Annotated in this window: 25 protein-coding genes; 15 read left to right on the forward strand and 10 right to left on the reverse strand. The window is 68.3% G+C overall.

The features are described from left to right. Positions 1 to 132: 132 nt before the first annotated feature. Positions 133 to 552, reverse strand: coding sequence for an AMP-binding protein (locus tag ACFVVI_RS25660; protein WP_379312008.1), 420 nt, complete (start codon positions 550 to 552; stop codon positions 133 to 135). 188 nt (positions 553 to 740) lie between these two features. Then, complete coding sequence (locus tag ACFVVI_RS25665; RefSeq protein ID WP_387447206.1) at positions 741 to 1544, reverse strand: VOC family protein; 804 nt, start codon at positions 1542 to 1544, stop codon at positions 741 to 743. Positions 1545 to 1841: 297 nt separating this feature from the next. On the opposite strand from ACFVVI_RS25665, the gene ctaD reads away from it, so the two are divergent. From ctaD to ACFVVI_RS25715, 10 genes are all read left to right on the forward strand, one after another. Then, a complete protein-coding gene (gene ctaD / locus ACFVVI_RS25670; protein ID WP_378991529.1) occupies positions 1842 to 3584 on the forward strand; it encodes a cytochrome c oxidase subunit I in 1743 nt (580 codons plus the stop codon). A gap of 81 nt (positions 3585 to 3665) precedes the next feature. Then, the gene (serB, locus tag ACFVVI_RS25675; protein WP_378991635.1) at positions 3666 to 4895 is read left to right on the forward strand and encodes a phosphoserine phosphatase SerB; all 1230 of its coding nucleotides are present in this window, start codon (positions 3666 to 3668) and stop codon (positions 4893 to 4895) included. Between the two features lie 79 nt (positions 4896 to 4974). Then, positions 4975 to 5400: a hypothetical protein gene (locus tag ACFVVI_RS25680; RefSeq protein WP_387447208.1), complete on the forward strand. Its 426-nt coding sequence runs from the start codon at positions 4975 to 4977 to the stop codon at positions 5398 to 5400. Positions 5401 to 5510: 110 nt separating this feature from the next. Further along, entirely contained in the window at positions 5511 to 6293 is a 783-nt protein-coding gene (locus ACFVVI_RS25685; RefSeq protein ID WP_378991533.1) for a peptidyl-tRNA hydrolase, read from the forward strand. Positions 6294 to 6433: 140 nt separating this feature from the next. Then, complete coding sequence (locus ACFVVI_RS25690) at positions 6434 to 6592, forward strand: hypothetical protein (protein WP_378991535.1); 159 nt, start codon at positions 6434 to 6436, stop codon at positions 6590 to 6592. An 18-nt stretch (positions 6593 to 6610) separates the two neighbouring features. Continuing rightward, entirely contained in the window at positions 6611 to 7447 is an 837-nt protein-coding gene (locus ACFVVI_RS25695) for an ABC transporter ATP-binding protein (RefSeq protein WP_379312003.1), read from the forward strand. A gap of 211 nt (positions 7448 to 7658) precedes the next feature. Next, a complete protein-coding gene (locus ACFVVI_RS25700; protein WP_378991538.1) occupies positions 7659 to 8465 on the forward strand; it encodes an NUDIX hydrolase in 807 nt (268 codons plus the stop codon). Positions 8466 to 8474: 9 nt separating this feature from the next. Then, positions 8475 to 9251 carry an enoyl-CoA hydratase-related protein gene (locus ACFVVI_RS25705; protein ID WP_378991539.1) on the forward strand — a complete coding sequence of 259 codons (777 nt, stop codon included), beginning with the start codon at positions 8475 to 8477 and terminating at the stop codon, positions 9249 to 9251. A gap of 216 nt (positions 9252 to 9467) precedes the next feature. Beyond that, the gene (locus ACFVVI_RS25710) at positions 9468 to 10445 is read left to right on the forward strand and encodes a class I SAM-dependent methyltransferase (RefSeq protein WP_101466273.1); all 978 of its coding nucleotides are present in this window, start codon (positions 9468 to 9470) and stop codon (positions 10443 to 10445) included. Then, positions 10446 to 11687: a class I SAM-dependent methyltransferase gene (locus ACFVVI_RS25715; RefSeq protein WP_387447210.1), complete on the forward strand. Its 1242-nt coding sequence runs from the start codon at positions 10446 to 10448 to the stop codon at positions 11685 to 11687. It begins immediately after the preceding gene. A 35-nt stretch (positions 11688 to 11722) separates the two neighbouring features. On the opposite strand, the gene ACFVVI_RS25720 is transcribed toward ACFVVI_RS25715, so the two are convergent. Beyond that, the gene (locus ACFVVI_RS25720; protein WP_378991542.1) at positions 11723 to 12262 is read right to left on the reverse strand and encodes a DUF1697 domain-containing protein; all 540 of its coding nucleotides are present in this window, start codon (positions 12260 to 12262) and stop codon (positions 11723 to 11725) included. Positions 12263 to 12335: 73 nt separating this feature from the next. Further along, a complete protein-coding gene (locus tag ACFVVI_RS25725; RefSeq protein ID WP_378633250.1) occupies positions 12336 to 13082 on the reverse strand; it encodes an acyltransferase in 747 nt (248 codons plus the stop codon). 16 nt (positions 13083 to 13098) lie between these two features. Between ACFVVI_RS25725 and ACFVVI_RS25730 the strand changes: the two genes are divergently transcribed. Further along, a complete protein-coding gene (locus tag ACFVVI_RS25730; RefSeq protein WP_387447211.1) occupies positions 13099 to 14469 on the forward strand; it encodes an RNA-guided endonuclease InsQ/TnpB family protein in 1371 nt (456 codons plus the stop codon). 60 nt (positions 14470 to 14529) lie between these two features. Further along, positions 14530 to 15822, forward strand: a complete 1293-nt coding sequence (locus ACFVVI_RS25735) for a PQQ-binding-like beta-propeller repeat protein (protein ID WP_387447212.1) — start codon at positions 14530 to 14532, stop codon at positions 15820 to 15822. Positions 15823 to 15873: 51 nt separating this feature from the next. Here the strand turns inward: ACFVVI_RS25735 and ACFVVI_RS25740 are convergent, their stop codons facing one another. After that, positions 15874 to 16806 (reverse strand): polysaccharide deacetylase family protein, encoded by a 933-nt coding sequence (locus ACFVVI_RS25740; RefSeq protein ID WP_387447213.1) that lies wholly within the window; start codon positions 16804 to 16806, stop codon positions 15874 to 15876. Positions 16807 to 17038: 232 nt separating this feature from the next. On the opposite strand from ACFVVI_RS25740, the gene ACFVVI_RS25745 reads away from it, so the two are divergent. Then, entirely contained in the window at positions 17039 to 18337 is a 1299-nt protein-coding gene (locus tag ACFVVI_RS25745) for a putative glycoside hydrolase (protein ID WP_387447214.1), read from the forward strand. 38 nt (positions 18338 to 18375) lie between these two features. Here the strand turns inward: ACFVVI_RS25745 and ACFVVI_RS25750 are convergent, their stop codons facing one another. From ACFVVI_RS25750 to ACFVVI_RS25770, 5 genes are all read right to left on the reverse strand, one after another. Next, positions 18376 to 18738: an STAS/SEC14 domain-containing protein gene (locus tag ACFVVI_RS25750; RefSeq protein ID WP_387447215.1), complete on the reverse strand. Its 363-nt coding sequence runs from the start codon at positions 18736 to 18738 to the stop codon at positions 18376 to 18378. Positions 18739 to 18857: 119 nt separating this feature from the next. Further along, positions 18858 to 20798 carry a TerD family protein gene (locus ACFVVI_RS25755; RefSeq protein ID WP_387447216.1) on the reverse strand — a complete coding sequence of 647 codons (1941 nt, stop codon included), beginning with the start codon at positions 20796 to 20798 and terminating at the stop codon, positions 18858 to 18860. A 178-nt stretch (positions 20799 to 20976) separates the two neighbouring features. Next, positions 20977 to 22230, reverse strand: a complete 1254-nt coding sequence (locus ACFVVI_RS25760; RefSeq protein ID WP_387447217.1) for a glycosyltransferase family 4 protein — start codon at positions 22228 to 22230, stop codon at positions 20977 to 20979. Then, positions 22227 to 23771, reverse strand: a complete 1545-nt coding sequence (locus tag ACFVVI_RS25765) for a 1,4-alpha-glucan branching protein domain-containing protein (protein ID WP_378991551.1) — start codon at positions 23769 to 23771, stop codon at positions 22227 to 22229. Before ACFVVI_RS25765 ends, ACFVVI_RS25760 begins: the two co-directional genes overlap by 4 nt. Continuing rightward, positions 23768 to 24556, reverse strand: coding sequence for a class I SAM-dependent methyltransferase (locus ACFVVI_RS25770; protein ID WP_378991552.1), 789 nt, complete (start codon positions 24554 to 24556; stop codon positions 23768 to 23770). Before ACFVVI_RS25770 ends, ACFVVI_RS25765 begins: the two co-directional genes overlap by 4 nt. Positions 24557 to 24743: 187 nt before the next feature. On the opposite strand from ACFVVI_RS25770, the gene ACFVVI_RS25775 reads away from it, so the two are divergent. Beyond that, the gene (locus ACFVVI_RS25775; protein ID WP_067449214.1) at positions 24744 to 25529 is read left to right on the forward strand and encodes an electron transfer flavoprotein subunit beta/FixA family protein; all 786 of its coding nucleotides are present in this window, start codon (positions 24744 to 24746) and stop codon (positions 25527 to 25529) included. A 37-nt stretch (positions 25530 to 25566) separates the two neighbouring features. Then, positions 25567 to 26523, forward strand: a complete 957-nt coding sequence (locus ACFVVI_RS25780; protein ID WP_378633270.1) for an electron transfer flavoprotein subunit alpha/FixB family protein — start codon at positions 25567 to 25569, stop codon at positions 26521 to 26523. The last annotated feature ends 215 nt before the right edge of the window (positions 26524 to 26738 follow it).

Raw genomic sequence — 26738 nt, forward strand, 5'->3', positions numbered from 1 at the left:
GTTCTCATGTCTGGAGCTGGGCGTTCACCTCTGGTTCCCGACCGTCGGGTAGCTACCTGGTAGGTAGTACCCGCCGTTGCGTACTGCGCTCTATGTTCATTCTGAACCTGTATCGAGCGCATCGGAATGGGTTCAGCAGACTGCGCGCAGTTCCGTGGCCGCCAGCGGCGCGTCGGAGGTGACCAGATAGCGCTGCAGGGTCGAGCGGTCGTCGAGCACCAGCCAGTCGGCGCCGCCGCCGAGTTCGCCCCGGCGGGCCTTGGTGGTGATCCCGAATCCGGCGCCGGGGGCGGTGGACGCGCCCTCGGCCTGCGACACCGGGATCGCACCGATCTTGCGCACCGCGGCCTCGGCGACCACCGACTCGATCCGGGGGTCGACAGCGAGGGCGATCCGGTCGCCGGCGTCGGCGCCACGGGTGAGCAGCAGCCGGGCCAGGCGGTTCGCCCAACGGTCCAGATCGGCGTCGGCGAGCTGACCGGCGACCGGCGCGCCGGAGCGGCTGCGCATCGGGATGACGTTGCCGGCGGGTGCGGTGACCAGGGTGCTCATCGTGTTCCCCTTCGAAGGCTTGACGGGTGTCTGTGGGTACACCTCTAATCTCGTCTTCGGGAGGGGGATCCGACAGCAACCCCAGCGTTGATGCGCCGACTCCCAGGGGGATCGATTACCACCCCTGGGTGGGCGAACCCCGGCGGCGGCGGCCTCGTGCACGCACCGCCGACCGCCGTGGCCTCGCCTCAGCGGGCGTTTCCGCCGATGCTGAAATGCGCGCCGATGGGGTCGATCAGGCCGGCGAGGCGGCCGTAGGGGGTGTTCATCGGTTCGAAGGCGATGGTGCCGCCGAGGGCCACCGCGTGTTCGGCGGACTTGTCGACGTCGTCGGCGCCGAAATAGACCGTCCACGAGCCGGGCACGCCCTCGGCGAGGTGACCGTTGGCGTCGAGAACGCCGCCGCCCATGGGGGGAACGGTGTGGATGGTGGTGTAGCGGAAGTCCGCGGTGTCGGCGATCGTCAGGGTGTCGCGCCAGCCGAAGACGTCGCGGTAGAAGACCAGCGACTCGTCGTAGGCGCGGGTCATCAGCTCGAACCAGGACGGGACGCCGACATGGTCGGTCCAGGTCCCGTCCGCGACGATGCCGACCGCGTCGAAGCCGGCGAAGGTGTCGGCCTGCCAGACGCCGACACCGATTCCGCCGACATCGGCCAGTACCGCCATCGCACCGAGATCGGCGATCGCCATCGGCTCGACGATCACATTGCCGCCCGCCGCGCTCGCCGCGGCTGTCGTGGCCAGGGCATCGGGGGAGTTCAGATAGACGGTCCAGCGGTCCGGATACGGGTCGCCGGGATCGTCGTGGCGGCCCATCGCACCCGCCACCGCCCGCCCGTCCTTGCGCAAGGTGGTGTAGCCGCCGAATTCCTCGCCGCCGCGTTCGGCGGTCCAGCCGAACAGCTCGCCGTAGAAGGCGATCGCGCGGTCGAGATCGGTCGTGTAGAGGTCGACCCAGGTGGGATCGCCGGGTTTCGGGCTGAACGACATGACTTCTCCTCGGCTGAAGGGGTAGCGCGTCAGCGACGCTGGCATGTTCGCGCGTCGGCATCGATCATGACGCGCCGACCGCCGAAAAGTCATCGCCGACAACCGTTGCACCCACGCGACCTGCGGAGGAAGATCGGGATCGCGAACTACGGCGCGCCGAATACGACACAGAGTAGGACCCGCGCGGAATGCTGCGGCAGCACGGTTTACGATTCACTCCAACGCATGTCTGCTGCTGTCCGTCATGGAGGCGCGGCCGGCTCTGCGAGTGACGTACAGGCATCTTCAGGAGGATCAGTGACTGCGGTAGAGCCCAGGCCAGTCCCTCAGTTGGAAGCGACTCGACCGTATCCGGCCCGGACCGGTCCGAAGGGCTCGTTCCTCTACAAGGCGGTCACCACCACCGACCCCAAGGTGCTCGGCACCATGTACTTGGTGACGGCGATCAGCTTCTTCCTGGTCGGTGGACTCATGGCGCTGCTGATGCGCGCCGAGTTGGCCCGTCCGGGTCTGCAGTTCCTTTCGCCCGAACAGTTCAACCAGCTGTTCACCATGCACGGCACGATCATGCTGCTGTTCTACGCGACGGCGATCGTGTTCGGCTTCGCCAACATCATCCTGCCGCTGCAGATCGGCGCCCCCGACGTCGCCTTCCCGCGACTGAACGCGTTCAGCTACTGGCTGTACCTGTTCGGTGGCTCGATGGCGACCGCGGGTTTCGTGACCCCCGGCGGCGCGGCGGACTTCGGCTGGACGGCGTACGTGCCGCTCACCGACATCCTGCACTCGCCCGGTGTCGGCACCGACCTGTGGATCCTGGGTCTGGCCGTGTCGGGTCTGGGCACCATCCTCGGTGGCGTCAACATGCTCACCACCGTGGTCTGCCTGCGCGCACCCGGTATGACCATGTTCCGCATGCCGATCTTCACCTGGAACATCGCGGTGACCTCGGTCCTGGTGCTGCTGGCCTTCCCGCTGCTCACCGCGGCGCTGTTCGGTCTGGCCTACGACCGCCACCTGGGCGGCCACATCTACGACCCGGCCACCGGCGGCATCCTGCTCTACCAGCACCTGTTCTGGTTCTTCGGTCACCCCGAGGTCTACATCATCGCGCTGCCGTTCTTCGGCATCGTGTCGGAGATCTTCCCGGTGTTCAGCCGTAAGCCGATCTTCGGTTACACCACGCTGGTCTACGCGACGCTGGGCATCGCGGCGCTGTCGATCGCGGTGTGGGCGCACCACATGTACGCCACCGGCGCCGTGCTGCTGCCGTACTTCTCCTTCATGACCTTCCTCATCGCGGTCCCGACCGGTGTGAAGTTCTTCAACTGGATCGGCACCATGTGGCGCGGTCAGCTGACGTTCGAGACACCGATGCTGTGGTCGATCGGCTTCCTGGTGACCTTCCTCTTCGGTGGTCTGTCGGGCGTCATCCTGGCCTCGCCGCCGCTGGACTTCCACGTCACCGACTCGTACTTCGTCGTCGCGCACTTCCACTACGTGCTCTTCGGCACCATCGTGTTCGCGACCTTCGCGGGTATCTACTTCTGGTTCCCGAAGATCACCGGCCGCATGATGGACGAGCGTCTGGGCAAGTGGCACTTCTGGACCACCTTCGTCGGCTTCCACACCACCTTCCTCGTTCAGCACTGGCTGGGCGCCGAGGGCATGCCGCGTCGCTACGCCGACTACCTGCCGTCCGACGGTTTCACCACGCTGAACACGATCTCCACGATCGGTGCGTTCATCCTGGGCTCGTCGATGCTGCCGTTCATCTGGAACGTCTTCAAGAGCTACCGCTACGGCGAGGTCGTCACGGTCGACGACCCGTGGGGCTACGGCAACTCCCTCGAGTGGGCCACCACCTGCCCGCCGCCGCGCCACAACTTCTACGAGCTGCCGCGGATCCGGTCCGAGCGCCCGGCGTTCGAGCTGCACTACCCGCACATGGTCGAGCGCATGAAGGCCGAGGCGCACGTCGGCTGGGGCTCGGGTAAGCACAGCACGCACGTGTCCGAAGGCGCGCTCGCGAAGAAGTAGGACACCACCGAACGACAGGGTGTGCACCTGCTGGGTGACCAGCGGGTGCACACTCTTTTTGTGGGTAATCGAACGGAGCAGATCGACTTGGCCGACACCACAGTTCTCGTGACCGTCACCGGCCCCGACCGACCAGGCGTCACCTCGGTGCTGCTGGCGACGTTGTCCCGGCATCAGGTGAGCTTGCTGGACGTGGAGCAGGTGGTCATCAGGGGTCGACTCACCCTCGGGGTGCTGGTGTCGTGCCCCAACGACCCCGAGGCGTTGCAGGACGAGCTCGAAGAGGCGATGAACACCGTCGGCATGCAGGTCGACGTGTCGGTCGACGCGCAGATCGGTAAGCCGCCGATGTCCACGCACGCGGTCGTGGTGCTCGGCGCCCCGGTCACCGCGAAGGCGTTCAGCGCCATCTCGCGTGAACTCGCCACCGGTGGCGCCAATATCGACTCCATCCGTGGCATCGCCGACTACCCGGTGACCGGGATGGAACTGATGGTCACCGCGACCGACACCAGCGACGAAGGCGACGCGCGGCTGCGCACCGCACTGGCCGAGGTGGCGGTCGCCGAACAGGTCGACATCGCGGTGGAACGGGCCGGGCTGGCCCGCCGGGCCAAGCGCCTGATCGTGTTCGACGTCGACTCCACCCTGATCACGGGCGAAGTGATCGAGATGCTGGCCGCGCACGCCGGCGTCGAAGACCAGGTCCGCGAGGTCACCGAGGCCGCGATGCGCGGCGAGCTCGACTTCGCCGAATCGCTGCGTCAGCGCGTGGCCACCCTCGAGGGCCTCGACGAGTCGGTGATCGAGGAGGTCGCCGACCGGATCGAGCTCACCCCGGGCGCGCGCACCACGATTCGCACCCTGCGCAGGCTCGGCTTCCGCTGCGGTGTGGTCTCCGGTGGGTTCCGGCAGGTGATCGAGCCGCTCGCACACGAGCTGGAGCTCGATTTCGTGCAGGCCAACACCCTGGAGATCATCGACGGCAAGCTCACCGGGCGGGTCGTCGGCGAGATCGTCGACCGGGCGTTCAAGGCGACCGCGCTGCGCAAGTTCGCCGCCGAGGCGGGGGTGCCGATGGAGCAGACCGTCGCGGTCGGTGACGGCGCCAACGACATCGACATGCTCAACGCGGCCGGGCTCGGCGTGGCCTTCAACGCCAAGCCCGCGTTGCGCGAGGTGGCCGACACGGCGCTGTCGCACCCCTACCTGGACGCGGTGCTGTTCATCCTCGGCGTCACCCGCGACGAGGTGGAAGCGGCCGACGCGCGTGACGGTGGCGTACGACGGGTTCCGTTGCTCGGCCGGTAGCGTCACGCGGAATCGCGACCTCACCGACGTAGAGTGACCGCACAGGCACGTCGTCACCGCTCGTCACCGGGAGGTTGTTGTGCGCAGGTCATTTCTCGTCCTGGTCGCCCTGGCGGGGCTCGGCGGATCGACCGCCGGATGCGGTGGCGACAAGACCGAACCGTATGACGTCACCCTCCAGCCGACCGCCGTTGCGCAGTCCGCGGCCGATCCGCTGACGATCGAGCTGTTCGCCAACGGCAGCACGGTGGTGGCCACGGTGGGCCAGCGCCTGCTGGTACGTCTGCCGCGGGATCCCGCGTCGACCGGCGAGTGGGGGATGGTCAACGCCGAGAAGGGCATCCTGATCGCCGACGGTGGGCCGACCAGCGAGGGCAACGCCACGGTGTGGCCGTTCCGGGCGATCGAGCGGGGGGTGACCTCGCTGCAGTTCACGTACGGGCCGGCCAGCGAACCATCGATCGGCCCCGAGCCGACCTTCATGGTGGATGTCCGGGTGAGCTGAGCCGGGTCGGCGCGCGGCCACGCTCGCCTCCGGGAAAGGCCCGGGAAGGCCACGCGCCCGCGCTATTAGGCTGGCGGGCGGACTGGTGTCGATCGAACGGGTGTTGTGGCATGGGTAGTGGGTTGGAAACCGAGGAGCAGGCCGAGGCCCCGGTCCGCGACGAGGCGGCCGAATTCGCCGCTCGGCACGCGGAATTGGCGCAGGGCTACGGCGGCGGCGGCGACCCCGACGACCCGGCGATGGTGCAGGCGATGCAGATGGTGCTGCACATCCCCAAGGCTGACCCGCCCGCCCGCAGCGCACTGCTGGAAGCGGCCGCCGCCGCGGCGGTCGCGGTGTGCCTCGACCCGCGTTCGGGACCCGGCGGGGAGTGGGAGCCGCGGTACCTCGCGTGGAAGCGGTCGCGGATCAGGAAGGTCGCCCGGCGGGCGCGTGGTGCGCAGTGGGTGGCCGCGGGAGACGTCGACGGGGTGACGGTCGAGGTCGACGGCGCGCAGGCCCGTGCGTTCGTTCCCGGCCCGGTCGGGGAGATCGATCAGCGCATCCGCAAACTCCAGATCGGCGGTACCGATCTCGACCACGACGAGCCGGGCCCGGCGGATCCGGCATCGCCGGTGCTGTGGGTGAACGCGGCGCTGGAGATGTCGGTGGGCAAGGCAGCGGCGCAGGTCGGGCACGCGAGCATGCTGCTGGCGGGTGCGTTGCCCGTGGACGCGGCGGCCGCGTGGGCGGCCCGCGGATTCCGCTGCGCGGTGCGCGACGCCGGCGAACAGCAGTGGGTGGGGTTGGTGGACGAGGTGGCGGCGGGTCGTGCGGTGGCTGTGCGCGACGCCGGTTTCACCGAGGTGGCGCCCGGTTCGATGACGGTGATCGCGGTGCCGCCACGGGAGTGATCGCCGCGACACGCGCGACGCGAATCCGGCGGTTGGGTTGCGGTTTTCGCGACTCGCCGCGATAACGCGGTGTGGCGGCAGCGCCTCGCGGGTATACGTAACCGACAGCCGTGCACGTCGAGGTACAGGGAGGTTCCGCGATGATGACGACGATTGTGGTGATCCTGATCGTCTGGGTTGTGCTGTCGGTGCCGGTCTCCTTCGTCGCCGCGCGGATGTTGCGCAGCGAGGTTCGCAGCACGGGTGACCCGTCGACGACCAGGATCGACGAATCTCGCACGGGCCGGTCGCTGCGCTGAGAGCCCGCGTGGGCCAAGATGGAGCGCGTGTCGCAACCCGATCCCGATCTGCTCATCGACTTCTCCGATGTGACCATCCGTCGCTCGGGCCGAACCCTCGTCGGCCCGGTCTCCTGGCAAGTAGAGCTCGACGAACGCTGGGTGGTGCTCGGCCCGAACGGCGCGGGCAAGACCTCGCTGCTGAGAATGGCCGCCGCCGAACTCCATCCGACCTCCGGTCACGCGAATCTGTTGGGGGAGACGCTCGGTCGCGTCGACGTCAGCGAATTGCGGCCACGTATCGGACTGTCCTCGGCGGCGGTGGCCAGCCGCATCCCGGTGGACGAGAAGGTCAGTGACCTGGTGGTCTCGGCCGGCTACGCGGTGCTCGGCCGCTGGCGCGAGCGCTACGAGGACATCGACACCGAACGCGCGGTCGACATGCTGGAAACCCTCGGCGCCGAACACCTTTCCGACCGCACCTACGGCACCCTGTCCGAAGGCGAACGCAAGCGGGTGCTCATCGCGCGCGCCCTGATGACCGATCCGGAACTGCTGCTGCTCGACGAACCGGCCGCGGGCCTCGACCTGGGCGGGCGGGAGGAACTCGTCGAACGTCTCGGCGATCTCGCCGCCGACCCCGACGCGCCCGCGATGGTGCTGGTGACCCATCACGTCGAGGAGATCCCGCCCGGCTTCACTCACGCGCTGCTGCTCAAGGAGGGGGAGGTGGTCGGCCAAGGTCTCCTGGGCGATGTCCTCACCGCCGAGAATCTGAGCAACGCCTTCAGCCAGTCGATCGCGCTCGATCGGGTCGACGGGCGGTGGTTCGCGCGGCGGGCTCGTCGTTCGGGCGGGCACCGGCGCCGCAACTGAGCGCCGGCTCGCCGCGCTGACTCGCGGGCGCCGATTACGCGCACCGGCGCCCGGGCTGACCTGGCTGGGCGTCCGGTCGCCGGGAATCCCGGCTCACGGTCGACCAAGCGGGCGTTAGGGTGCTGAGAGGGCTGCGCTCGAAGGAGACAGCCGGTCCGGTCGGTAGATCGGTGGTCGCCGGGCGTGTGGCTCGGTGGTGGAGAGGAACGATATGAGTGAGTCCGGGGTCTCCGTGCGGGACGCGTCGACCGTGATGCTGGTGCGCGACGGCGAGGCGGGTATCGAGGTGTTCCTGCAGCGTCGGGTCAAGGCGATGGCGTTCGCGGCCGGGGTGACAGTGTTCCCCGGCGGTGGCGTCGACGCCGCCGACGGCACGGCCGACATCGCCTGGACGGGCCCCGAACCCGCTTGGTGGGCCGAGCGTTTCGCCACCGACGAACAGACCGCGCAGGCGCTCGTCGCCGCGGCCGTGCGGGAAACGTTCGAGGAATGCGGCGTGCTGCTGGCCGGACCGACCGCGGATTCGGTCGTCGACGACTCGGCGCGCTATCGCGCGGCCCGCGGCAAGCTCGAGCGCCGCGAATTGTCGCTCGCCGATTTCCTCGCGGCCGAGGGCCTGGTGTTACGCGCCGACCTGCTCCGCCCGTGGTCGAACTGGATCACGCCGGAGGCCGAACCCCGCCGCTACGACACCCGCTTCTTCGTCGCGGTGCTCCCGCAGGGCCAGATCGCCGACGGTGCCACCTCCGAGGCCGCTCAGGTGGCCTGGCGGACACCGCAGGACGCCCTGGCGAGCTGGCGGGCAGGCGAACACGTGCTGATGCCACCGACGTGGTCGCAGCTCGACGCCCTGTGCGGGTTCGCCGACACCGCGGCCGCGCTGGCCGCCGACCGCGTCGTCGAGCCGATCATGCCGAAGTACTCGCCGGGGGCGGGCGGGCGTCCGCTGTCGGACTTCCCCGACAACGAACGGTATTTCGATGAGCTGCCGCAATTGGGTGCACTCGGCGGCCGGTAGGTTGCTCCCATGGCCGAATTCGTGACCCTCGAGCTGCCCGCCGAGCCGACCACCCGTGGCGTCGCGCTGTTGCGCATCGATCGTCCGCCGCTGAACCTTGTCGACGCCCAGCTGGCCCGTGAGGTGGCGGCTGCGGCGGCCGCGGTGGCCGAGCATCCCGGGGTCTCGGCCCTGATCGTCTACGGCGACGAGCGGGTGTTCAGCGCGGGCGACGAGATGGCGGAGCTGGCCGAGCTCGATGCCGGGCAGGCCGCCGCCATGGCCGCCGATCTCCAGGCCGCACTCGGCTGCCTCTCGCGGGTTCCGCAGCCGACGGTTGCCGCGATTACCGGCTACTGTCTCGGCGCCGGCCTCGAACTCGCGCTGGGCGCCGACCACCGGATCGTCGGCGACAACGTGAAACTCGGTCTGCCGCAGATCAAAGCGGGCCTGATTCCCCTGTCCGGCATCCGAAGGCTCTCGCTGCTCATCGGCGCGAGCCGGGCCAAGGATCTCGTCTACACCGGTCGTTTCGTCGGCGCCGAAGAAGCCGAGAAGCTCGGCTTGGTCGATGAGGTCGTCGCGCCCGACGATGTCCTCACCGCGGCGCGCGCGTGGGCCGCTCAGTTCGTCACCGCCGCACCCCGCGCCCTCGCCGCGGCCAAGGCGGTTTTCGAGTCCGGGCCGCACGGTCACGCCACCGCTGTCACCGAATGGTCGGCCCTGTTCGACACCGACGACGCCCGCACCGGCACCCGTACCTTCGCCGCGGAAGGACCGAACGCCGCGACCTTCACGGGTCGCTAGCAACACCGCCGGAACCTGGGTTAACTTCGTGCGGGCCGGTGTTGTGAGAACCCGGGTAACCTCCCAGCCATCCGGCGCTGGGGCGGTGCGAACCGGCTGTCCGGTCCGATGGCGGCTCGCGCTCGCGGGAGCCCGGCGGCCGGTCGTGGGTGCAGGAAAGAGCAGTCTCTTGTCCCAGCAGCGGCGTGCCCGGGCGCACATATTAGGCTGGCCTGCATGACGGTCCATCCCGACGACCCGGCGCCGAACCCCCACGCCACCGCGGCCCAGGTCGAAGCAGCGCGCAAAGACACCAAACTCGCCCAGGTCCTGTACCACGACTGGGAAGCGGAGACCTATGACGACAAGTGGTCGATCTCCTATGACGAACGCTGTATCGCGTATGCGCGCGGCCGGTTCGACCTCGCCGTCGGCCCGGCTCCGCTGCCGTACGAGCGTGCGCTCGAGCTGGGCTGTGGCACCGGATTCTTCCTGCTCAACCTGATGCAGGGTGGCGTCGCCAAGTCGGGTTCGGTCACCGACCTCTCGCCCGGCATGGTGAAGGTCGCGCTGCGCAACGCCGAGCACCTCGGCCTCGATGTCGACGGGCGCGTCGCCGACGCCGAGACCATCCCGTACGACGACGACACCTTCGACCTGGTGTGTGGCCACGCCGTGCTGCACCACATCCCCGACGTGGAACTGGCGCTCAAGGAGTGCCTGCGCGTGCTCAAGCCGGGCGGGCGCTTCGTGTTCGCCGGTGAGCCCACCACCATCGGCAACATCTACGCCCGTCGCCTCGGCCAGGCCACCTGGAAGGTGACCACCGAGATCACCAAGCTGCCGTTCCTGTCGGGCTGGCGTCGTCCGCAGACCGAACTGGACGAGTCGTCTCGCGCCGCCGCGCTCGAGGCCGTCGTCGACCTGCACACCTTCGACCCGAGCGATCTCGAGAAGATGGCGAAGTCGGCCGGTGCCGTCGATGTGAAGGCCACCACCGAGGAACTCGCCGCCGCCCTGTGGGGCTGGCCGGTGCGCACCTTCGAGGCCGCAGTCCCCGACGAGAAGCTGACCATGCCCTACCGCCTGGCGCAGTACCGCGCGTGGCTGGGTCTGAGCTGGCTCGACGAGAACGTGCTGCGCAAGGTCGTGCCGCGCGAGTTCTTCTACAACGCGATGATCACCGGCGTGAAGCCGGGCGCGGCGCAGAAGTAGGTGGGCTATCGCTTCGGCCGCGACGATGTCGCCTATCTCGGCAGCGCGGCAGGCCGTGCCGCACTCGCCGAGGTCGACCGGCTGGAGCTGACGACCGCGACGCACCTGCGCGATATCGAGCAGGTGCGTCGTTCGCACGGTGCACTCGCGCCCGCCTTGATCGAGACGGTGCGGTTGCGCCGTAGGGCCGTGGTGAAGCTGCCCACGGCAGGGGAGTGGCTGTTCACCGACGACGCGCTGCAACAGGCAACGCCCGCGCTCGTCGCCCGGCATCGGGCGACCCGCCTGGCCGGCCGCGCGGTGCACGACGTGACCTGCTCGATCGGCGCGGAACTGTCCGAGCTGGCCGCGGCTTGTCCGGCGGTGGTCGGTAGCGATCTCGACGATGTCCGCCTGGCCATGGCCGCCCACAATCTCGGGGTGGGGCCGGTATCGGCGGTGGATCGCGGCCCGGCGATCAGTGCGGATGCCGCCCCGGCAGCGACTGGTAGCCGAAACATCGTGTTGGCCAAGGCCGATGCTCTCGTGCCGACCACGCGCGATACCGTGATCATCGCCGATCCGGCTCGCCGGGCCGACGGCCGTCGCACCTACGATCCCGCGAAACTCCAACCCCCACTTCCGGATCTGCTCACCGCCTACGCGGGCCGCGATATCGCCGTGAAGTCCGCACCCGGCCTGGATTTCGATCGCCTAGGCTGGGACGGCGAGGTGGAGATCGTCTCCCTCGACGGCGCCGTCCGCGAAGCCTGCCTCTGGTCGCCCGGCCTCACCGAACCCGGCGTCACCCGCCGCGCCACCGTCCTGAATTCCCACGGCGGTGCGACCACGCTCACCGACGCCGCCTCCGACGACATCCCCGACCGCGCCCCCGGCGACTGGATCATCGACCCCGACGGCGCCGTCGTCCGCGCGGGCCTGGTCCGTCACTACGCCGCGAAACACGGCCTCTGGCAACTGGACCCACAGATCGCCTATCTCACCGGCGACACGGTCCCTGCGGGTATGCGGGGCTTCCGCATCGAGGACCGTTTCGAATTCCGCGAGAAGACCCTGCGCCAGGAATTGAACCGCCGTGACTGCGGCTCCCTGGAAATCCTCATCCGCGGCGTCGACGTCGACCCCGATGGACTTCGCAAGAAGCTCAAGCAGCGCGGCTCGACGCCGTACACCCTGGTGATCACCCGCATCGGCCGCGCCGGCGTCGTCTTCCTCTGCCGAGCGGTCGCTCCCACCCGCTGACAACGCACCTATGGCCGGCCGCACGTGGTCACAGGTCAGGCTTCCATCTTCTTCACCACGCGCTGCACCGTGAGCCAGGTGCGGGTGGTGATGTCCTTGCCGTAGATCTTCTCCAGGCGGGCCATGAAGTCAGGGGTCGCGCCGGTGCTGTTGTCGATGACGGTGAGGAAGGCGCGGGCCTTGCGGTCGTAGCCGATGACGCGGGTGAGGGGGTCGTCGTCGAAGGTCTTGGTGTCGGCCTCGCGCATCGTCGTCTTGAAGAAGGTGACGGTGAGATAGGAGCCGCGTTCGTGGGGGAGACCTTCGAAGGGGTCGCGGTCGAGGAGCGCGCGCAGTTCGGGACGGCTGCGGATGATCGTGCCGCCCGGGATGCCGAGTTCGGCGTTGAGTGCCTGCTGGATGCGATCTTCCAGGTCGGCGGGGTCGTCCGCGGTGCGGAAGACGACATTGCCGCTCGTGAGTACCGACGCGACCTTCTCGAAGCCCAGCCCCTCGAACACCCCGCGCAACTTCTCGTTGCGCATGTTCGGGTTGGTCGGCATGATCCCCCGCAGCAGCGCCGCATAGCTCTCCACGTCGCTGACCGTACCGACCCTCACCGACAGAAACCATCGCATCCGGCGGCCGTGTCAGCGAAGCACCCGGGAGTCAGGACTGAGCGGCGGCGTTCTTCTTGCGTTCGATGTCGGCCAGCGCCGCCATGTAGGCCTCGCGCTCCTCGGCACTGGCATCCCAGGCGACCTTGCGGTTCTTCACGACTTTGGCGGGAGCGCCGACCGCGATGCTGTAGTCGGGGACATCGCCACGCACCACCGCGTGCGCGCCCAGCACGCAACCGCGGCCGACCCGGGTGTCACGCAGGACGGTCACCTTCGCCGCGATCCAGGTGTCGGGGCCGATCCGCACGGGGCTCTTCACGATGCCCTGATCCTTGATGGGCATGTTGATGTCGTCCATGCGGTGGTCGAAGTCGCAGATGTAGCACCAGTCGGCGACCAGGGTCGACTCACCGATCTCGATGTCGAGGTAGGTGTTGACGACGTTGTCCTTGCCGAACACCACCTTGTCGCCGATCCGCAGCGAGCCTTCGTGGCAGCGCAGGGCGTTGCCGTCGCCGATGTGCACCCAGCGGCCGATCTCCATGCGCGCGAGTTCCGGGGTCGCATGGATTTCCACATTGCGGCCGAGGAACACCATTCCGCGCAGCACGATATGCGGGTTGGCCAGGCGGAACTTGGCCAGCCGGTAGTAACGCACCAGGTACCAGGGGGTGTAGGCGCGGTTGGCGAGCACCCAGCGCAGCGAATCCCTGGTCAGAAATCGGGCCTGCTGCGGATCGCGGCGGCGTGATCCACGCCAGCGCGCGCTCAGCGGCGCGCCCCACATGCTCGTCACGAACTACTCTCCCGTCATGATCGCACCGGGCCTGCCCCGGGGATTCGGTCCTCGGGTACACAGAGTACTTTCGCAGGGCACACTTACCGTGCCATACCCCGATCAACGGCGCGAGCAGATAGGGCGTTCGGATGTCGAGCTGCAGCAACGGTGTATCGACGGCATGTTGACCGGTCGACGGTACCGCCTCGAACTCACTGCTGAGCAGCAAGTTTGCGCTGAGCGGTTCGCTGCGGTGTGCCGGGCTGTGTGGAATACCGGTTTGGAGCAGCGGCGCGATTACCGGCGCCGCGATGGTTGGATCGACTACCACCGGCAAGCGGGCGAGCTCGCGTCGGCGAAGGTCGACCACACGTGGTTGAAAGCCGCGCCGGGGCATTGCTTGCAGCAGACCCTGATGGATCTGGATAAGGCGTGTCGCGAGCACGGGACATGGAAAGTGCGGTTTCGTTCGGCGCGACGGTGGGTTCCATCGTTCCGGTTCCCGGAGGGCGGCAAGATGGTCGTCGAACGGCTGAACAAGCGGTGGGGTCGGGTGAAGCTGCCCAAACTCGGGTGGGTGCGGTTCCGGATGTCACGGGCAGTAGGTGGAAAGGTCCGTAACGCGACGGTGTCGCGGGATGGTGGCAGATGGATGGTGTCGTTCATCGTTGAGGATGGACTGGTGACCCCACAGCAGCATTCTGCACCTGATTCCGCAGTGGGCGTGGATCGTGGCGTGAAGGTCGCCGTGGCGTGTTCCGACGGCGTCATGGTCGACCGGGTATCCGCCACAGCTGGGGAAACGAAACGCTACCGGCGGTTACAGCAGCAGTTGGCGCGGCAAAAGAAGGGTTCCGCCAACCGGAGCAAGACCCTGTCACGGATGCGTAGTATCCGTGCGCGGGAGCGGGATCGCCGTACCGACTTCTGTGAACAGACTGCGCATCGACTCACGACAGCGAATTCGCTGGTGGCAGTGGAAAACTTGAAGATCACGAACATGACCCGCAGTGCGCGAGGCACGGCGGTGGTTCCGGGTGTGAATGTGCGGCAGAAGGCTGGTCTGAACAGGGCGATCCTTGCGAAAGGGTGGCGTCGGTTGCAGCTTGCGCTGGCCGGCCAAGCTCGATACACGGGTACACGGATCGTGGTGGTACCTGCAGCTTTCACGTCGCAAATGTGTTCGGCATGTGGAGTAGTGGATCCGGAATCGCGCAAGAGCCAAGCGCTGTTCCGGTGTGCCCATTGCGGTCACACCCTGAACGCGGATGTGAATGCCGCACGAAATATTCTGGCCGCAGGGCGTGCGGTCACAGCTTGTGGAGACCTCAGCGCTAGTCGGTCTATGAAGCAGGAATCCAAGGCGGACATCCCGCGAGGGACTACCGCTCCAACTGCCGCTTGAAAGCGGTTGGAATCCCCGGTGCCATCCGCGGGAGGACGTCAATACACAGGGAGATCAGCAGTGCGAACTCGGACTCGCGTCGTTGCCTCGCTCGCTGCCGCCGGTGTGGTGGCGCTGGCCGGGTGCGGCACGGATGTGGACGACATCACGGTCGGCGCCGGAAAAGGCTGGCCGGCAACGCATCACGATGGCAGCAACGCGAGCGGCAGCCCGGTGCGGGGTGCGGACTCGATGTCGCTGAGCTGGTCACGTCCGGTGGGCGGCCCGATCGCCCAGCCGTTGACGATCGGCGCCGAGGGCCAGATGTTCGTCACCACGAGCACCGGCAACTGTGCGATCTTCTCCTTTCAGATGCTCACCGGCCGCAAACGCTTCTGCAACCCGCTCGGCCCGTCGACGATCGAAGCGCCGACCGTGCTCGACGGAGTCAGCAATGTGTACGTCGGTGACGACGGCGCGGTGAATTCGTTCAACTACCTCGGGCAGCCGCGGTGGCGCACCCCGGTGGCGGGCGTGCCGGTGGCGATCCAGTTCACCGGCGACGGCAACGTGCTGACGGTGACGCAGTCCGGTCAGGTCGACGTGCTGAGCCGGCAGACCGGCGGTCGGGTGGTCCCGACCCTGCAGCTGCTCGGTGAACCCGACTTCCTGAAGTACCCCGGTCTCACCCGTCCCGCGTCCGGCGACGGGCTCGACGACTGCCAGACGGGTGGTCCCCGCTGCGCCGTCGCCAACACCACCGCCGTCGACCCGTCGACCGGCCGCTTCTTCGTCACCGTCTGGGAGCCGGGCAAGCAGGCCGCCGCTCTGCGCGCGATGCGCTACGCCGACGGCGCCGTGACCCAGGAGTGGAGCGCCGAGGTACTCACCGGCGGCAGCGCGACCAGCCCCTCCCTCTCCGCCGACGGCGACACCGTCTACATCGGCGACAACAGCAAGCGCCTGATCGCCCTGAACACCACCGACGGCGCCACCCGCTGGACCCAGCCGTTGCCGTGGGCGCCGCAGGGCGGCATTTCCGTGGCGGGCGACCTGATCATCCCGGCGGGCGACGACGGTTACCTGACCGCGCTGCGCGACAAGGACGACAAGGCCGAGATCGTCTGGGAACGCAAGGATCTCGCCCTGCGTGGCACCCCGGCACACACCGCGGGCGATATCGGCTACACCGTCGCCGCCATCGGCGCGGGCCTGAGTCTCATCACCTTCGACACCACCACCGGCAACACCATCGACTCCGACCCCCTGCCGGCCGCCACCGGCACCACCACGGGCACCTCCATCGGTCCGGAAGGTGAAGTCGTCGTCGCCACCCGCCTCGGTGAGATCTTCGCCTTCACCCCGGACGCCTGAGTACCCGCGGGTTTCTTCCGCCGCGCACGGACGAGGTACGCCTGAATCGCCTCAGTACGGGTTGGCTCGGTCCAGCCAGCGCGCGTCGAGTTCCGTCGCGCGCTGTCGGGTGAAGGAGATGCGCGCCGGATCGCCGTCGGCGGTATAGCGCTGGTCCGGGTTCGCGGCGAGCCAGTCCAGCCAATAGGCCGAATCGAACGGGACCGCACCCCGGCCCGATCGGATGCGCGGCACCCCGCCGGGGTCGACCGCGCCGTAGGGGGCGGGGGCGGGGTTGGAGCCCACCAGCATCACGGCGTCGAAGCGGTAGGAGGTGCCGTCCCAGTGGCCTGCCGTGGCCAGTGCGTGGTCGCGGGGATGGATGCCGAGCGGTAGCGCCATGGTGCGCACGGCCGCTCCGGGCGCCGCCGTGGTCACCGCGCGCACGTTCTGCACCAGTTCGCGTTGCACGCCGTCGGCGTCCAGGCTCGCGAGGTTGGCGTGATCGGCTGTGTGCGCGCCTATTTCGTGGCCGTTCGCGACCAGCCACGGCAGCGCGCGCGGGTCTGCCCCGAACGGCTCATTGTTCACGTAGAAGGTGGCCACCGGGCGGAAGTCGGGGTAGCGGGCCCCGAACTCGGTGAGAATGCCCGCGGCACTGTCCGGTGCCACCGCGCCGGTGTCGGTGAAGCCGAGTTGGCTGCCGGTGGAATCGTCGAAGGTGAGTACCACCGGGTGGGTACCGGCGGGCAGGTCGAGGTCGCCGGAGATGTATCGCGCGGCGGTGACCGGGCGGTAGTTCTCGCGGTACAGCCGTTCGAGTTCGTCCCGGAATTCCGCCGGGGTCTGGTCGTATTCGCCCGCCGGATTCGGGGTGATCTGGTGATACATCAGGACCGGGACGAATCCCAGTTCGTTGGCGGCGATCTCGGCGGGATTCGGCGGTGCCGGTTTCGCTGTCGTCCCCGGCACCGTCGTGTGCGCCGGAACCGCGGCATTGTTCACTGCGGTACAGGCTGTGAGTGCGGCCGCCAGCGCTGCCGCCGACACGAGCCGAAACATTGTGTTCGAACCGCCCATCATCAATGCGATATTACGCCGCGGCGACGGATTACAGTCGATCTATCGATACCGAGTACGCCGCGTCGGAACTGCGAAATAGTTGGCGTGTCAATGGTTTTGAAAGGCGGTGTTGACGGTGGAATGGCAGCTCCGATCGGCCGATCGACGGCGATGGATGGCTCCCGTTATCGGTGTCGCCCTCGCGTCGCTGGTCGTCTCCCTGGTAGCCGGATTCGCGCTGAGTAGATCCGCGGAATCGACCGTCGCCGACACCGTGCCGCCCACGCTGCGGATGACACCGACCGATCCGGTGAGCTCCTATCGCGCGCCGGTCGTGGTGCGCGGCACCGCGATCGACGCGGCTCGCGTGTCCATCGGCCCCGATTCGGTGGTCCCCGCCGCGGACGGGACATTCGAACTCTCGGTGCGATGGGCCCCCGCTTTCGAGGTCGTCGCGACGGACGCCGACGGCAATCAGACCAGCAGCACCGCGGTCACGTCGAGCACGCTACCGAGGATGCGCGCGGTGCACGTCACCGCGCACGCCTGGTCGCACGAGGGACTGCGCGAAGCTGTTCTCGATCTTGCCCGTGAGGGCCGTATCGATACCGTGCAGCTCGATATCAAGGACGAGGACGGCGTGATCGGCTACGCCTCCCAGGTGCCGCTCGCCCTCGAATCCGGTGCCGCCGCGGCGATCTACGATGCCCCGGCAGCTCTGCGGCAGTTGCACGATATGGGCCTGCGGGTGGTCGGGCGCATCGTCGCATTCCGCGATCCGACTCTCGCGGGCTGGGCCTGGCACAACGGCCGACCCGACTGGGTTGTCCAGAATCCTTCCGGGCAACCCTATTCCAGCCACTACGGCCCGATCGCCTTCACCAATTTCGCCAACCCCGACGTGCGTGGATACAACATCGATCTCGCGGTTGAAGCAGCGCGACTCGGCTTCGACGGCATCATGTACGACTACGTCCGCCGCCCCGACGGCAGCCTGAACAGCATGCGTTTCACCGGCCTCACCGACACCCCCGCCGCCGCGGTCGCGGGCTTCCTCGCCGAGAGCCGCTACCCCGTGCACCTCGCGGGCGCGCACCTGAGCGCCGCGGTCTACGGAATCGCCTCCACCCGCCCGGACGAGATCGCCCAGGACATCCCGCTCATCGCCCGCAGCGTCGACTTCGTCGCGCCCATGATCTACCCGTCGCATTGGGGCCCCGGCGAATACGGCGTCGCGAACCCCAACGCCCAGCCCTACGACATCATCTTCCGCTCACTGCAAGACTTCACGGCGGCCACGGCGGGCACCGGCGCGAAAGTGGCCCCGTGGCTCCAGGACTTCAGCCTCGGCGTCACCTACGGCGACGCCGAACTCCGCGCCCAGATCGACGCCACCCGAGACGCGGGCATCGACAGCTTCTTCCTCTGGAACGCCGCCACCCGCTACCACGGCGGCGGCCTCCAACCGGCCTGAGCCGGAGCAGGGTGTCTGCCGAGCCGACGCCGCGCCGCTCACTGCACCCAGGCGAGTGCATCGCTCTCGTCGGCCAGCGCGAACACCCGCACCTGCGCCGGGATCAGAAACCCGAACAGATGCACAGCCTCGCCCAACATCCGATGATCGGTGACCAGCGCGATCCGCCCCCACGCATCCCGCGGCACCTTCACCAACTCCAGATCCTTCGCCATCGCCCCCAGCGAATACCTGTCGAAGTCCTCGCCGAGCACATACACCAGATTGACCGGCTCTTCCCGCTCGACGGCTTCCCTGATCGCCGGATCGAGCACCGTCGCGTAGTCGTCGGCAGTCACCGTCCCACTGGCCCGGAACCCGATGGTCGCCGCGGGCAGATCAGAAATCGGCTGCAAAGGCATCGGCTCTCCTCGACTCGAAGACATAGATCCAGACTCCGCGACCCTAGACCCGCCCCACCGCCCTCCACCTCACCCATCGCGGATGAACCGCCCAGAACCTCCTCCGAGCGGCCATCGAACTACTCGGCTGTTTCCGTCGGGTCCAGGCCGGCCTGTTTCGGGGCCGCGGGGACCCACTCACGCAGCGGTTGCATCACCGCGCCGTAGAAGGCGTCGGTGGCCGTGGTGACGCTGGCGATGAAGCTGGCCGCGGTGCCCGAGCGTTTGTTGCCCATCGGGAAGGTCTGTTCGAGGGTGAACGAGACGATCGGGCTGGTGCGGCCGTCGATGAGCGACTTGGGGGTTGTGCGAACGGTGTCGAGGAATTCGCAGGTTTCGTTGCCGCGTTCGGCGAAGACGGCCTCGACCTGGACGCGGCCGGGCGCATCGGTGAGCTGTTTGGTCAGCCACGACACCCGGCGGGCCTGGGTGCCCTCGTCGGGTGCGGCGATGGTGGTGCGGCAGCGGACCTTGTTCGTCCGCACATCGGCGATGACGGTGAGGTCGCCGGCGGTTTCGGGTATGCGCAGGACGGCCTCGAACGAACCGTCGGTGGCCAGCCGTTCGGCGACGGCGGCGGCCCGCACCGCCGGATCGGCGTGGAACTTGCGGGCGAGGACATGCTTGACCTCGACACCGAGTTCGGCGGTGAGTCGCAGCGCGAGATGCCTGCACAGCGACACCCACGTGTCGGCGACCGTCAGTGCTTTCGCGTCACCCGCCCGCAGTGTTCCCTGGGTCACGGCGTCACGGACGGTGACCCAGTGTCTGCCCATGTCGACGAACTCGGCCGCACCCGAACGGGGATGATCGAGAAAGCGCAGGAACTCGGCGAGAATCCAGGCTTGCAGTGCGTCGTCGATGCCACCGTGTGTGGTGAGCATGCGCGCCTCGTGGGCCACTTCGGCCCACGACAGGTGGCGCAGTGCCACTTTCGTCAGCTTGCGGCGGTCGACTTGGACGGGTAGTTCGCCCGGTCCGGCGGGGATGTCGTTGGACAGGCTGACGACGGCGTCGTACTTCTTTCGCCGCGCGACGTCGAGGTAGCTCTCCAGCTGATCTCGCCGGAGCTTGCCATTGCCCGTCTTCACTTCCAGCAGCCCGGTCCACTGCTTGGCACCGCGACTCACCTTCAACACCGCGTCCGGGATGACTTTGGTATCGCCCGATTCGTACTGCACCTCGAGATAGCCCTCGAAAGCCCCTGCGGGCGCGCCCATTCGGGCACAGATGGCCCGGGCGAACGGACGTACGGCCTGCATGGTGGCGATGAGTGCGGAGGTGGTGCGCCGTTCCTGTTCCTCGCCCGCGCCGACCCCGATGACCGAGAACAACCGAGCGGGTTGCCACGTATCCGATTCGGCCTGCCTGAATTCGATCGGCTTGGTTTTGCGCACCACGCGCTTGGCGGTCGCTACTCCGCGCGACGGTGTCTGCACGGCGGGGGTCTCGGGGACAACGACTTCCGGCTCAGCGGGCGCTGGCGCAGGGTCCTCGACAGTGACCCCGAAATCGGTTGCCAGCCCGGTCAGGCCCGACTCCCAGCCCTGCCCGACAGCCCGCACCTTCCAGTTGCCGTCGCGCCGATACACCTCGCCGAAGACGAATGCCGACTCCGTGTCCGCGTCGGCGGTGAGATATTCGGCCAGCGAATGCCCGGCCGGATCGATGACGTGGAACGCGAGTTTGCCCAGCGCACCGAATGTCCCCTCACCGACGCTGCCCGCCAAGGCGATGGTGTGGACGTGCACGGGAACCGCCGACAGGTCGATCGAGATCCTGGCTTGCTTTCCTTCCTCGGTGGCACTCGTTCCGAGGAAACATACTGAGCCGTCGGGTGATTCGGTCTGGTTGTAGAAGACGAAGTCGGCATCGGACCCGACGCGCCGGTCGGCGCCGAGTAGCAGCGCGGAGGCGTCGACTTCGATCTCGGGTTCCGGCCAGCCGATCACGATGTCGACGCGGTCGACATCCTCGGGAAGCGGAATGTTCTGGCCCTTGGACAGCAGCGGAGACGACACAGTGGCGGTTCACCCTTCGAAGGTCGGCGTTCAGTCGCAAGGCTGATGCAGCCGACCCGCTCGCTGACCCCCTTGGCGCACACCGCGATGGCATGACGGTGCCGAGGGTTGTCGGCGGCGAAACCTACTCTGTTACACGGATCACGTTTGAATGATCGCCCGAATGGAAAGGGGTGGGTTACTTCGGATCGCGTTCCGGTAGGGGTCTTTCCACGATGTCCGGGCGGCCGAGGGAGGTGCGGACTCGGCGTTTGGCGGCGGTGTAGACCTGGGCGGTTTCGGCGGCCACCACGTCCCAGGCGAAGTCGGCGGTGAGGCGTTCGCGGGCGGTGTGGGCGCGGGCCTGGGCGGTGGACGGGTCGTCGAGGACGGCGCGGGTGGCGTCGACCAGGCCGTCGATGTCGGCGGGGGCGAAGGACGCGCCGGTGACGCCGTCGATCACCGCTTCGCCCAAACCGCCTGCGGTGGAGGCGATCAGGGGGACACCCGCGGCGGCGGCCTCGAGGGCGACGATGCCGAAGGGTTCGTAGCGGCTCGGCAGGACGATGGCGTCGGCGCCGTGCAGCCAGCCGAGGAGTTCGTCGTGGCCGAGGCTGCCGACGAAGTGGACCGCGCGGGCGACGCGGTGCACGCGGGCGCGTTCGCGCAGCCACTCGAACTGGGTGCCGACACCGGCGACGATGAGCGTGGTGCCGGGGTGGGCGCGGCGGATGCGGGGGAGAGCGGCGATCGCGTCCTGCACACCCTTCTCGTACTCGAGGCGGCCGACGTAGAGCAGGCGCGGCGGGCCGGAGCGCGGCGCGCGGGAACGGAAGGTCCACGAGCCGACGTCGATGCCGTTGCGGATCACCGTGATCGGCGCGAGCTCGGGCCCGTAGAGCCGGTCGACTTCGTCCTGCATGGAGGTCGAGCAGGTGATGAGCTGATCGGACTCGTTGGTCAGCCACCACTCCACCGAGTGGACCTGCTTGTTGACCCGGCCCGACACCCAGCCGCTGTGGCGCCCGGCCTCGGTGGCGTGGATCGTCGAGACGAGCGGCACGTCGTAGTACTCGGCGAGCGCGATGGACGGGTGCGCGACGAGCCAGTCGTGCGCGTGCACCACATCGGGCGTCCAGCCCTCGCCGACGCCGGGCTTGCCGAGCGCTACCCCGGCACGCACCATCGCGTGCCCCATGGCCAGTGTCCAGGCGAGCATGTCCTCGCCGAAGTCGAAGCACGGCGGGTCTTCGGCCACCGCGACGACGAGCACGCCGTCGGCGATGTAGGAGTGGGTGGGGTGAGTGACCGAGTCGGTCCCCGTCGGGCGGCGGGCCAGCACCACGACCTCGTGACCGGCCGCGGCCAGCTCGACGGCCAGGTGATGCACATGCCGACCGAGCCCACCGACCACGACCGGCGGGTACTCCCACGACACCATCAAAATCTTCATGCGGATCCTTCAGCGGCGGCCGACGGGACGACGGTCGGCAACCGCCGCGCGTCCAGACCAGGGAAGAATCCGTCGGCCATCGCCCATCCTGCCGCGAGACGGGTCGCTTTGGCGAACTGACCGGCGCCGATCGCCTCGGCGAGCTCCCGGACGGCGTGCGCGTGTTCGTGCGCCCGATCGCGCGCGTACCCGGCGGCGGAGTCCTTGCTGACCATGAACGCCCAGTCGCTGGACACCGTGAGAATCGCCTCACGCAGCAACTGATCGGCGACCGGGTCGCGCAGGGATCCGTCGCGGCGCACTTTGTCGAGGGTGTCCAAAGCCAGGCGAACGATGTCGGCGTTGAGCGCGACGAGGTCGGCAACCTGGTCGCCCGCCCAGACCCGCCAGTCCTTGCCCGAACCCCACGAGGAGTCGTTGAGCTGCACAGGTTCGCCGACGAAGCCCTTCTCGCGGGCATCGGCGAGGGTGCCGACGTTCACCCCCGCTTCGGGTAGCGCGCGCAGCACTTGTTCGAGCCACTGCGGCCCTTCGTGCCACCAGTGCCCGAACAGCTCGGTGTCGAACGCGGCCACCACGAGGGCGGGCCTGCCGATCCGCGCGGACTCCTCGATCAGCCGGGCACGGACGGTCTCGACGAAGTCGGCGACGTCGCGGGTGACCGCTTCGGCCGCGAGTTCGGGATCGTAAGGGGCCTTGTCAGGACCGTCGACGGTCTTGCCCGTGACGCGCGAGGGTTTGAGCCCGGTCGCGTGGTCGTAGTGGTGGAAATCGCGGTAGGCGCTCTGGCCCGGGTAGCCCTGTTTCGGCGACCAGACCCGGTAACTTACGGCCAGGTCGCGCCCGAAGGCCACGACCTCGGAATCGCGGACCGGCCTGCCGAGCGAGGTGTCGCCGCGCAGCGAAGGGCCGTCGACCATGAAGTGGGTGATGCCCGCGGCGTCGTAGCCCCGTTCCATGCCGGGCGTGTAGCCGCATTCGGGTGCCCAGATGCCGGTCGGTGTGGTGCCCCAGCGCAGGCGCGCGTCGGCCAGGCCCTCGGTGAGCTGGAACTGGCGCAGGCGCGGATCGAGCAGCGGCTGGAACGGGTGCGCCAGCGGTCCGCCGAGCAGTTCGATCGCGTCGGCGTCGATCAGCGAACGCCAGACCGGCGAACCGCCGTGCTGCCAGTTCTGTTCGAAATCGGCCAGCGCGGTCGCGGCGAGCCGATGTTCGTGACGGCCCAGCGCCACATTCCCCGACATCGACGCCTCGTCGGCGCGCAACTGCCAGTTGCCCAGCCAATGGTGCATGCCCGCGAGGCAGTGTGGATCGTCGAGCTGCGCGGCGAGCACCGGTGTGATGCCGAGGCTCAGTAGATGCGAACGGCCTTCGGCGGCAAGATTTTTCAGCACCTTGACCAGCGGCAGATAGGACGCGGCCCAGGACTGGTAGAGCCATTCCTCGCCGACCGGCCAGCGCCCGTGATGGGCGAGCCACGGCAAGTGGGAGTGCAGGACCAGCGTGAACTGGCCCGGCACGGCGGAGCGGGAATCGGTCAACGTGGTGCCTTTTCGGCGATCGCGACCAGATCCAGGCTCGCGTCGATATCGCCCGCGCGCAGGTCGAAATCATCGATGGTGACGGCGGCGACGTCGGCGGTGAGGTCGGCGGGCCACGGCTCACCGGCCAGCGCGCGCTCGATCTGGGCGTCGATGAACGACCCACCGTGCTTGGCGTCCAGCGCTTTCAGGCTCGCGCCGTGGTGCACGCCCAGCATCTCGGAGACGGTGAACCCGGCCTCGACGAGCAGTTCGGTCAGCTCGGCGGCGTTGAGTTCGCGGGTGTGGAACGGGTTGAGGGGGGTGTCGCGACCGGGGGAGAAGGTGATCCGATTCGGGGTGCTGATCAGCAGCACGCCGCCGGGGCGCAGCACGCGCAGGCACTCGCGCAGGAACTGTCCCTGGTCCCAGAGATGTTCGATGACTTGGAAATTCACCACGACGTCGACGGACTCGTCGTCGAGAGGCAGCGCGGCGAGGTTGCCCTGGATCATCTGCACGCGCGGGTAGCGCGCGCGGACGTGCGCGACGGCGCTCTCGTCGTAGTCCAGACCGGTGACGCGCTGGGCGACGCCCGCGATCATGTCGGCGCCGTAGCCCTCGCCCGAGCCCGCCTCGAGCACGATCTTGCCGGTGCACCGATCGAGCAGGCGGGCGTAGGCGATCTCGTGCCGACGGAACCAGTAGTTCTCCTCGGCGATGCCGGGCACCGTCCGCTCGCCGGTCAACGGCAGTGGTTCATGTGTGGCGGCCACGGGTGCGGCAGGGATCACAGCCTCGCTCATTGGTCCGAGGTTACTGGTACCGCCGGTTCACGCAGGAGTCAGGGACCTCTTGCGCAGGTAGGTTACCCACGAGTAACTTAGCGTAGGGTAGTGTTCCGATCTGAGCTAGATATCTCACACGGACGTACGGCTCAGCTCGTGCGGCCCCACCACACACGTGTCCCCAGAAGGAGGTCGACGAAGACCGATGCCGAACATCGTCGTACTCATCAAGCAGGTCCCCGACACCTGGTCCGAGCGCAAGCTGACCGATGGTGACTACACCCTCGACCGCGAGGCCGCCGACGCGGTGCTCGACGAGATCAACGAGCGCGCCGTCGAGGAAGCGCTGCTGATCAAGGAGGCCCAGGGCGGTGAGGTCACCGTGCTGGCCGCCGGTCCCGACCGCGCCAACGAGGCCATCCGCAAGGCGCTGTCCATGGGCGCCGACAAGGCCATCCACATCAACGACCCGGCGATCCACGGCTCCGACGCCGTGCAGACCGCCTACGTGCTGGCCGCCGCGCTCGGCCAGGTCGAGGGTGTCGAGCTGGTCATCGCCGGTAACGAGGCCACCGACGGCCGCGCCGGTGCCGTGCCCGCGATCATCGCGGAGTACATCGGCATCCCGCAGCTGACGCACCTGCGCAAGCTCACCGTCGACGGCGACAAGATCACCGGCGAGCGGGAGACCGACGAAGGTGTCTTCAAGCTCGAGGCGTCCCTGCCTGCGATCGTCTCGGTCACCGAGAAGATCAACGAGCCTCGCTTCCCCTCCTTCAAGGGCATCATGGCCGCGAAGAAGAAGGAAGTTCTGGTCTTCACCCTGGCCGATCTGGGCGTCGACCCGGAGACCGTCGGTGTCGCCAACGCGGGCACCCAGGTCACCGGTGCCACCCCGAAGCCGGCTCGCACCGCGGGCGAGAAGATCGCGGACGAGGGCGAGGGCGGCAACCAGATCGCGTCCTACCTCATCGGTCAGAAGATCATCTGATCCGGCGCCGTCCGAGACTTCCAAGGAGAAAGAACTAATGGCTGAAGTACTTGTGCTCATCGAGCACGCCGACGGTGCCGTGAAGAAGGTCAGCACCGAACTGCTCACCGCCGCCCGTGCGCTGGGCGAGCCCGCCGCCGTCGTGACCGGTCCCGCCGGTACCGCCGACAAGCTGGCCGCCGCGCTGGCCGCCGGTGGCGCCGAGAAGATCTATGTCGCCGAGTCCGACGACATCGAGGGCTTCCTGGTCACCCCGAAGGTCGACGTCCTGGCCGGCCTGGTCGATTCCGCCGCGCCCGCCGCCGTGCTGGTCGCCGCCTCCGCCGAGGGCAAGGAGGTGTCGGGCCGCCTTGCCGCGCGCATCGGCTCCGGTCTGCTCGTCGACGTCATCGGCGTCAACGCCGACGGCTCCGCTGTGCACTCCATCTTCGGTGGCGCGTTCACCGTCGAGGCCAAGGCCACCGGCGACGTGCCGGTGATCTCGGTGCGCCCCGGCGCCATCGAGGCCGCTCCGCAGGCCGGCGCGGGCGAGCAGGTCGTCGTCGAGGTTCCGGCGCAGGAAGACGGCGTCGTGAAGGTCATCTCGCGTGACCCGATCGTCGGTGGCGACCGCCCCGATCTCGCCGAGGCGAGCATCGTGGTCTCCGGTGGCCGCGGTGTCGGTTCCGCCGAGAACTTCTCGGTCGTCGAGGCGCTGGCCGACTCGCTGGGTGCCGCTGTCGGCGCCTCGCGTGCCGCCGTCGACTCGGGCTACTACCCGGGCCAGTTCCAGGTGGGTCAGACCGGTAAGACGGTCTCCCCGCAGCTCTACATCGCACTGGGCATCTCCGGCGCCATCCAGCACCGCGCCGGCATGCAGACCTCGAAGACCATCGTCGCTGTCAACAAGGACGAGGAAGCACCCATCTTCGAGATCGCCGACTACGGCATCGTGGGCGACCTGTTCAACGTCTCCCCGCAGCTGACCGAAGCCGTGAAGTCCCACAAGGGCTGATCACCACCCGGTCGGTTCGACCTCGGCCCGCGAAACCCGTTCCTGCGCCAGCGCAGCCCGGTTTCGCGGGCCGTTGCCGTTTCCCCGACTTGGCACGGGGCGCTGAGCGGTCGACCTCGCAGTATCGAGCGGGGCCGGTCGCGGAGTCGGCCACCGTCGCGAAGGCGTGTGGCGCAGGTACTTCGGTGGACCTCGCCGACGGCGGGTAGCGTGCG

The sequence above is a fragment of the Nocardia sp. NPDC058114 genome (assembly GCF_042884695.1).
Taxonomy (GTDB): Bacteria; Actinomycetota; Actinomycetes; order Mycobacteriales; family Mycobacteriaceae; genus Nocardia.

Bases quoted from the DNA above. Each gene is read 5' to 3' on its own strand.
- ACFVVI_RS25705 (WP_378991539.1), top strand. From the start codon at position 8,475: ATGGCCGAATTCGTGACCCTCGAGCTGCCCGCCGAGCCGACCACCCGT.
- ACFVVI_RS25775 (WP_067449214.1), top strand. From the start codon at position 24,744: ATGCCGAACATCGTCGTACTCATCAAGCAGGTCCCCGACACCTGGTCC.
- ACFVVI_RS25685 (WP_378991533.1), top strand. From the start codon at position 5,511: ATGGGTAGTGGGTTGGAAACCGAGGAGCAGGCCGAGGCCCCGGTCCGC.
- ACFVVI_RS25745 (WP_387447214.1), top strand. From the start codon at position 17,039: ATGGCTCCCGTTATCGGTGTCGCCCTCGCGTCGCTGGTCGTCTCCCTG.
- ACFVVI_RS25660 (WP_379312008.1), bottom strand. From the start codon at position 552: ATGAGCACCCTGGTCACCGCACCCGCCGGCAACGTCATCCCGATGCGC.
- ACFVVI_RS25760 (WP_387447217.1), bottom strand. From the start codon at position 22,230: ATGAAGATTTTGATGGTGTCGTGGGAGTACCCGCCGGTCGTGGTCGGT.
- ACFVVI_RS25750 (WP_387447215.1), bottom strand. From the start codon at position 18,738: ATGCCTTTGCAGCCGATTTCTGATCTGCCCGCGGCGACCATCGGGTTC.
- ACFVVI_RS25695 (WP_379312003.1), top strand. From the start codon at position 6,611: ATGGAGCGCGTGTCGCAACCCGATCCCGATCTGCTCATCGACTTCTCC.
- ACFVVI_RS25730 (WP_387447211.1), top strand. From the start codon at position 13,099: ATGATCGCACCGGGCCTGCCCCGGGGATTCGGTCCTCGGGTACACAGA.
- ACFVVI_RS25770 (WP_378991552.1), bottom strand. From the start codon at position 24,556: ATGAGCGAGGCTGTGATCCCTGCCGCACCCGTGGCCGCCACACATGAA.
- ACFVVI_RS25780 (WP_378633270.1), top strand. From the start codon at position 25,567: ATGGCTGAAGTACTTGTGCTCATCGAGCACGCCGACGGTGCCGTGAAG.
- ACFVVI_RS25665 (WP_387447206.1), bottom strand. From the start codon at position 1,544: ATGTCGTTCAGCCCGAAACCCGGCGATCCCACCTGGGTCGACCTCTAC.
- ACFVVI_RS25690 (WP_378991535.1), top strand. From the start codon at position 6,434: ATGATGACGACGATTGTGGTGATCCTGATCGTCTGGGTTGTGCTGTCG.
- ACFVVI_RS25700 (WP_378991538.1), top strand. From the start codon at position 7,659: ATGAGTGAGTCCGGGGTCTCCGTGCGGGACGCGTCGACCGTGATGCTG.
- ACFVVI_RS25710 (WP_101466273.1), top strand. From the start codon at position 9,468: ATGACGGTCCATCCCGACGACCCGGCGCCGAACCCCCACGCCACCGCG.